Annotated in this window: 7 protein-coding genes; 4 read left to right on the top strand and 3 right to left on the bottom strand. The window is 66.4% G+C overall.

Features of this window, described 5'->3' with window-relative positions; translation table 11 throughout:
* Positions 1-32: 32 nt before the first annotated feature.
* A complete protein-coding gene (locus tag DBR22_RS14540) occupies positions 33-779 on the bottom strand; it encodes a phosphoglyceromutase (RefSeq protein ID WP_108599607.1) in 747 nt (248 codons plus the stop codon).
* Positions 780-858: 79 nt separating this feature from the next.
* On the opposite strand from DBR22_RS14540, the gene DBR22_RS14535 reads away from it, so the two are divergent.
* Positions 859-1,722 carry a class I SAM-dependent methyltransferase gene (locus DBR22_RS14535; RefSeq protein ID WP_181365196.1) on the top strand — a complete coding sequence of 288 codons (864 nt, stop codon included), beginning with the start codon at positions 859-861 and terminating at the stop codon, positions 1,720-1,722.
* On the opposite strand, the gene DBR22_RS14530 is transcribed toward DBR22_RS14535, so the two are convergent.
* A complete protein-coding gene (locus DBR22_RS14530; protein ID WP_108599605.1) occupies positions 1,707-2,060 on the bottom strand; it encodes a DUF2516 family protein in 354 nt (117 codons plus the stop codon). The genes DBR22_RS14535 and DBR22_RS14530 overlap by 16 nt on opposite strands.
* A gap of 9 nt (positions 2,061-2,069) precedes the next feature.
* Positions 2,070-3,260 (bottom strand): trans-sulfuration enzyme family protein, encoded by a 1,191-nt coding sequence (locus DBR22_RS14525; RefSeq protein WP_108599601.1) that lies wholly within the window; start codon positions 3,258-3,260, stop codon positions 2,070-2,072.
* Positions 3,261-3,325: 65 nt separating this feature from the next.
* Between DBR22_RS14525 and tmk the strand changes: the two genes are divergently transcribed.
* From tmk to DBR22_RS14510, 3 genes are all read left to right on the top strand, one after another.
* Complete coding sequence (tmk, locus tag DBR22_RS14520) at positions 3,326-3,982, top strand: dTMP kinase (RefSeq protein ID WP_108599600.1); 657 nt, start codon at positions 3,326-3,328, stop codon at positions 3,980-3,982.
* Positions 3,979-5,121 carry a DNA polymerase III subunit delta' gene (locus DBR22_RS14515; RefSeq protein WP_108599599.1) on the top strand — a complete coding sequence of 381 codons (1,143 nt, stop codon included), beginning with the start codon at positions 3,979-3,981 and terminating at the stop codon, positions 5,119-5,121. Before tmk ends, DBR22_RS14515 begins: the two co-directional genes overlap by 4 nt.
* 21 nt (positions 5,122-5,142) lie before the next feature.
* Positions 5,143-6,668, top strand: a 1,526-nt coding sequence (locus DBR22_RS14510) for an alpha/beta hydrolase (protein WP_108599604.1), incomplete at its 3' end; no start/stop codon positions are given.

Here is a 6,668-nt window from a genome sequence, read left to right as displayed (position 1 = left end):
ACCGAGCAGCCAGCGGGATTCTCGGCTTAGCCCTATTTTTTGCCCTGGTTGGCCACGGCCAGGATGGCTTCGGCGGCGGCCTCGGGATCCAGGTAGGTTCCGCCCGGCTTGACCGGCTTGAAGTCCTCGTCCAGGTCGTAGACCAGCGGGATGCCGGTGGGGATGTTCAGGCCGGCAATGGCGTCGTCGCTGATGCCGTCCAGGTGCTTGACCAATGCACGGAGCGAGTTTCCATGGGCGGTGACCAGGACGGTTTTGCCGGCCTTGAGGTCCTCCTTGATGTCCGATTCCCAGTAAGGGAGCAGGCGGACCAGGACGTCCTTGAGGCATTCGGTGCGCGGAAGGGCGTCACCCAGGTCCGCGTAGCGGGGATCGTGTGCCTGGGAGAACTCGGAGTTGTCATCCAGGGGCGGCGGCGGGGTGTCATAGGAACGGCGCCATTCCATGAACTGCTCTTCGCCGTACTCGGCAAGGGTCTGCGCCTTGTCCTTGCCCTGCAGGGCGCCGTAGTGCCGCTCGTTCAGGCGCCAGTCACGCTTGACGGGGATCCAGCCGCGGTCGGCCTTGTCCAGGGAGATGTTCGCCGTGTTGATGGCACGCTTCAGGAGCGACGTGTACAGAATGTCCGGCAGAACGTTGTGCTCCACCAGAAGCTCACCACCGCGTGCTGCTTCCTGGCGGCCCTGATCGTTCAGGTCGACGTCCACCCAGCCGGTGAACAGGTTCTTGGCGTTCCATTCGCTGTGGCCGTGGCGCAGCAGAATCAGCTTATAAGTCATGATTTTCATCCTAGCTGAGCAGCGCTCCGGGCCGCCCAGCGTTACACGGCCCGCACCGTCACAAGGATAAGGTGGGGCTGTGGTGCAAAAAGCTGAACGGGTGGCGGCCCCCCAGATCTCCGGCAAACTCCCGGGCAAAACGGCCCGGACGGGCCGGCCGGTCGGAAATGTCACCCGCGGCACCACCAACCCCAACCGGATGCGGCGGGTGGACCGTTGGCTCACCGGCCCCCAGGGCTGGCGGCTGCGGGCCTCCGACGACCCCCTGGTGGTTGACCTGGGCTACGGCGCAACGCCCGCCACCGCCGTCGAACTCTTTGACCGGCTCCGCGCCACCCGGCACGACGTCCGGGTCTGCGGGATCGAGATCGAACCCGAACGGGTCCGCGTGGCCAAGGTCCTGGAACGGCCGGGACTGACCTTCAAGGTGGGCGGCTTCGAATTGCCCGTTGCCGGCATGCCCGTGCTGGTCCGGGCCTTCAATGTTCTGCGGCAGTACGAAGAAGCAGACGTGGCGGGGATCTGGCGGCTGGTCCAGGGCCGGTTGGCTCCGGGAGGGCTCTTTATTGACGGAACGTGCGATGAAATAGGCCGCCGCGTGACGTGGGTTGCCCTTGATGGGGAACGGCCGTTGTCGCTGAGTATGTCCGTGCGGTTTGGCAGCTTTGACCTGCCGTCCGAGATTGCCGAGAGGTTGCCGAAGGCACTCATACACCGCAACGTTCCGGGCGAACCCGTCCACCGGCTGATGCAGGCCATGGACCGGGCATGGCTGGAGTCGGCGCCGCTGGCCGCGTTCGGCAACAGGCAGCGCTGGCACGCCATGTGCAAGTCACTGCTCGACGGCGGGTGGCCGGTTCAGGACGGGCCGTCGCGGTGGCGTCTGGGCGAACTTACAGTGGGCTGGGAAGCCGTGGCTCCGCTAGGTCACCAGGGGCCGTAAGGACCGGTGCTGCGGTTGCCGCCGCGGCCGGCGTCCTTGACGGCCGGCCGGACATCGGCAAGGTAAACGGAGGCTGCCACCACGGCAGCGAGCCCGAACAGTCCGAGGGTGCCGAAGATTCCGCCGCCGCTGCCGAAGAGCGAAATGACGCCGATCAAGGTGGCACCTCCGGTCAGCGCCAGCCAGAACATCTTGGTCCGTTTCCCGGTGGCTTCAAAGGAGGCAGCCTTGTGGCGGGCGCAGTCCAGCAGGGCCCACACCTCAAGGCCCAGGGCCACCAGGGCAAGGATAAAAAACAGGGCCGTCTCAACAGGCCGAATAATCAGTTCACCGTCCACCATCCAAGCCTAGCGGCCCAGTGAGTCCAGCGCCTGCTTCAAATCGGCCCAGAGGTCTTCGACATTTTCAATGCCAACGCTCAGGCGTACCAGGTTCTCGGGCACACTCAGCGGCTCGGCGGCGTGCCGGCGTCGGCGTTCGATCAGCGATTCCACACCGCCCAAGGAGGTGGCCGGCAGCCAGAGCTGAAGTTCCCGCACCATTTTGTCCGCAGCATCGGCCCCGCTCAGGCCTGCCACCGGTGCGATCTCCACGCACACGATGGAGCCGAAACCCGTCATCTGGGACCTGGCACGCTCGTGCCCGGGGTCCGTGGGAAGACCCGGAAAACGGATGGCTTCGACCAAGGGGTGCCGGCCCAGCCGTTCGGCGAGCACCGCGGCAGACGCCTGTGAGCGTTCCACGCGCAGAGCCAGCGTGCGAAGTCCCCGAAGCGCGAGCCACGCCTCGAAGGGGCCGGCGATGCCGCCGTGGATGATGCGGTTGTGCAGCAGCGCTGCCCGGATGTCCGGGTTGGAGGTCACCAGGGCGCCCAGAACGACGTCGGAATGGCCGGCCAGATACTTGGTCACCGAATGCAGCACGACGTCGGAGCCCAGGGCAAGCGGCTGCTGCACCAGCGGGGTGGAAAAAGTGTTGTCCGTGACAACGATGGCCCCGACGGCGTGGGCCGCCGCCGTCAGTTCGCGGATGTCCGCGATGCCGAGCATCGGGTTGGTGGGGCTTTCGAGCCAGAGCATCCTGGCCGCCTTGGCGTTTTGTCCCTGCGGGGCCAGCTGTTCCTTCACGACCCCGGTATCCGCGATGTCCACGATCCGCAGTTCCAGGAAGCCCTTCTGCGCCAGCTCGGTGGCCATCACCAGGGATCCGGAGTAGCTGTGCGAGGGCATGACCAGGACACCACCTGCAGGCAGCAGGGACAGCGCGGAGCTAACGGCCGCGAGCCCGGACGCATACAACAGGCCCGGCAGCTCCGACCCTTCGAGCTGGCCCAGGGCCTCTTCGAACGGGTCCCAGGTGGGGTTGGCGTAACGGCCGTAGCCGCGGTCGCCGTCGGCCAGTTCCCCTGATCCAAAATAGGTCGAGGACAGCACAATGGGAGGGTTAACAGGCTCGTCCCGCAGGCGCGGCGGGCGCCCGGCGGCAACCACCACCGTCTCGGCCGACAGGGACGCTGCGTGCTGCTCCGAAAGACTCATGGGGAAAGCGTACTTGGACGTAAGGCGGGGCCCGAAGTTGGCGTGGAAGTCGGTAGGCTTGAGCAGTGAACACGCAAAGCCCCGGACTTTTCATCGCTTTTGAAGGCGGCGACGGTGCCGGCAAGTCCACGCAGGCGGCCCGCCTGGCCGGATCCCTTGAGGCTCGCGGCCTGACAGTCCTGCGGACGCGCGAACCGGGCGGCACGCCCATTGGCGAAAGGCTTCGCTCCCTGGTCCTGGACCATGGCCACGGCCACATCGACGCCCACACTGAGGCCCTGATCTTCGCGGCCTCGCGTGCGGCCCACGCCAGCCAGGTGATCCGGCCTGCGCTGGAGCGCGGCGAGGTTGTCCTGACGGACCGCTACATTGACTCCTCCGTGGCATACCAAGGTGCGGGCCGGGACCTCAGCGCCGACGCCGTCCGGTCGTTGAATGAATGGGCTACGTCCGGCCTGCTCCCCGACCTCACCGTCCTTCTGGACGTGGATCCCGCCGACGGCCGCCGACGCCGGACCGCCGGTGACGCCGCTGAGGACCGGCTGGAATCAGAGGCTGACGAGTTCCACGCCACCATCCGCGCAGCGTTCCTGGACCTTGCCGCCAGCCGCCCGGACGCCTATCTGGTCCTGCCTGCCCACCTGCCCGTCCAGGAGATCGCCGAGCGGATCCTGACCCGCGTCGACGCGCTGCTCACGTTCGCGGGCAGGGGTGCCGCATGAGCGTCTGGGACGACCTCCAAGGCCAGCCCGCCGTCGTCGCGCAACTCCGGCAGGCGGCCCTCGGCGAGGGCCTCACCCACGCCTGGCTGTTTACCGGCCCGCCCGGGTCAGGGCGTTCCAACGCCGCCAAGGCGTTTGCGGCGGCGTTGAACTGCGACCAGGAAAGTGTGGAAAGGCGCGGCTGTAGCGAGTGTCCTGCCTGCCTGACCATTCTTGGTGAGACCCACTCGGACGTCACGTTCGTCCGGACGGAAAAGGTCACCATTACCATCGACGAAGCCCGCGATCTGGTGTCGACGGCCGGCAACCGGCCCTCGTCCGGACGGTGGCGCATCATTGTGGTCGAAGACGCCGACCGGATGGCGGAGCGCACCACGAACGTGCTTCTCAAGGCCATCGAAGAACCCACCCCGCGGACCATCTGGATGCTGTGCGCACCGTCGCCCGCTGACGTTCTGGTGACCATCCGTTCACGCTGCCGTGCCGTGGCGCTCCGCCTGCCGCCGGCCGCCGACGTCGCAGCGTTGCTCGTCAAGCGCGATGGAGTGGAACCTGCCCTGGCCGAACGTGCAGCCCGGGCTGCGCAAAGCCACGTGGGGATCGCCCGCCGGCTGGCGCGGGATCCCGAGGCGAGGGAACGCCGCCTGGAAACCGTCAGGTTCCCGCTGGGGCTGCGCGGGGTGACTGCGGCGGTGATGATGGCTGACAAGCTGGTGAAAATCGCCACTGCCGAGGCCAACAGTTCCAATGAAGAGCGCGACGCCGCCGAGAAGGCCGCACTGCTGGCCACCCTGGGTGCCCCTGAGTCCGGGACGCTGCCGCCGGCCATGCGGAGCCAGGTGCGGCAGCTCGAAGAGGATCAGAAACGCCGGGCCAAAAGGTCCATTACCGATTCCTTGGACCGGACCCTAACGGACCTGCTGTCCTTCTACCGGGATATCCTGATTATCCAGCTCGGGAATGCTGTGGAGCTGGTGAACGTTGAGCTGAGGGGTGAGTTGGAGGAATTTGCCGGCAGGTCCACCCCCGAGACCACCTTGGCCCGCATGGATGCCATCAACAAAGCACGCCAACGCATCACCACCACCAACGTTGCTCCGCTGTTGACCATTGAGTCCATGGCAGCCAGCCTGATCTAGCCCTTACAAGGAGACCTCTCGATGACTGCTCGCCCCCTGCCCGCGCGTTCCAGATCCCTGGTGACTGGACTGCGGGCCGCCGGTGCCCTGGTCCTGGCCCTTACGCTGGCCTCGTGCAGCATCCTCAACGGCGGCACCGAAGAGAAGTCACCGGCAACGGCGAAGGCGGACCCCTCCATCGTGGCGTCTGCACCGGCCGGGCTGGATTCGTTCTACTCCCAGGAGGTCGTCTGGGAACCGTGCGAAAGCGGCAACTTCCAGTGCGCCAAGGTCTCTGTTCCGCTCAATTACGCAGAGCCTGACGGCGAGAAGATCCAGATAGCAGCGCTGAAGGCACCCAGCACCGGAACCAGGACGGGCACCCTGCTGGTCAACCCGGGTGGTCCTGGCGGGTCCGGCTACGACTTCGTCAAGGACGCGGCCGCAACACACTTCTCCCAGTCCGTCCGTGCCGCCTATGACGTGGTGGGCTTCGACCCGCGGGGCGTAAAACGCTCATCCCCCGTCAAGTGCATGACCGATGCGGAACGGGACGCCGCACGGGCCAAGATTTACGCCCTGGACACCGACGCCGGGCTTGCCGCCGCCCTCGCCGACAACAAGGTCATCGCCGCGCAGTGCGCAGAGCAGACCGGCCCGGTGCTGGGGCATATCGACACCGTCAGTTCAGCAGAGGACCTGGACATCCTGCGCGCCGTCGTCAACGACTCCAAGCTCAATTACCTGGGGTACTCCTACGGCACCTTCCTGGGCTCCACCTACGCCTCGCTCTTCCCCGAAAATGTGGGGCGCATGGTGCTCGACGGCGCGCTGGATCCGTCCATCAGCAACGAGGAGCTCACCAGCGGCCAGGCCGTGGCTTTCGAAAAGGCCATCAGAAGCTACGTGGCCGACTGCCTGGAGGAAAGGTCCTGTCCGCTCAGCGGGGGCGTTGATGCCGGCGTCGGGCAGATCCGGGACCTCATCAGCTCGGTGCAGGAGACGCCCCGCACGGCCAAGGATGGCCGCCTGGTCAACGCCAATACCTTTGTCAGCGGCCTCATCACTCCGCTGTACAACGACGAGAGCTGGCCGGCGCTGACCCAGTCCCTTGAGGCCGCCATGGCCGGGGATGTCAGCCTGATGCTCAGGCTCGCCGATCTCGGCGCTGACAGGGGCCCCAACGGGCAGTACACGTCCAACTCGACGTTTGCCTTCAATGCCATCAACTGCCTGGACTACCCGATGGTTTCCGATACAGCCGGCATGCGTGCCGATGAGGAGAGGCTGCGGCAGGCTTCCCCCACCCTCGGATACTTCTTCGCGTACGGCGGCACCAACTGCGTGGACTGGCCCTATGACAGCGTCCGGACCCCGGCGCCCGTGGAGTACAGCGGCGAATCCCCGATCGTGGTCATCGGAACCACCGGCGATCCGGCCACCCCGGTGGAATGGGCCTCGTCCCTGCGCAAGCAGCTGGGGAACGCTTCACTGCTCACCTGGCAAGGCGAAGGACACACCGCCTACGGGCGGGCCAACAGCTGCCTCGAAGACGCCGTTGACAGCTA

This window comes from Arthrobacter sp. HMWF013 (assembly GCF_003061105.1).
GTDB lineage: Bacteria > Actinomycetota > Actinomycetes > Actinomycetales > Micrococcaceae > Arthrobacter.
This window is presented reverse-complemented; position numbering and strand designations above follow the sequence as displayed.

Excerpts from the sequence above, each read along its gene's own strand:
- DBR22_RS14540 (WP_108599607.1), bottom strand. The coding sequence starts at position 779 with ATGACTTATAAGCTGATTCTGCTGCGCCACGGCCACAGCGAATGGAAC.
- DBR22_RS14525 (WP_108599601.1), bottom strand. The coding sequence starts at position 3,260 with ATGAGTCTTTCGGAGCAGCACGCAGCGTCCCTGTCGGCCGAGACGGTG.
- DBR22_RS14515 (WP_108599599.1), top strand. The coding sequence starts at position 3,979 with ATGAGCGTCTGGGACGACCTCCAAGGCCAGCCCGCCGTCGTCGCGCAA.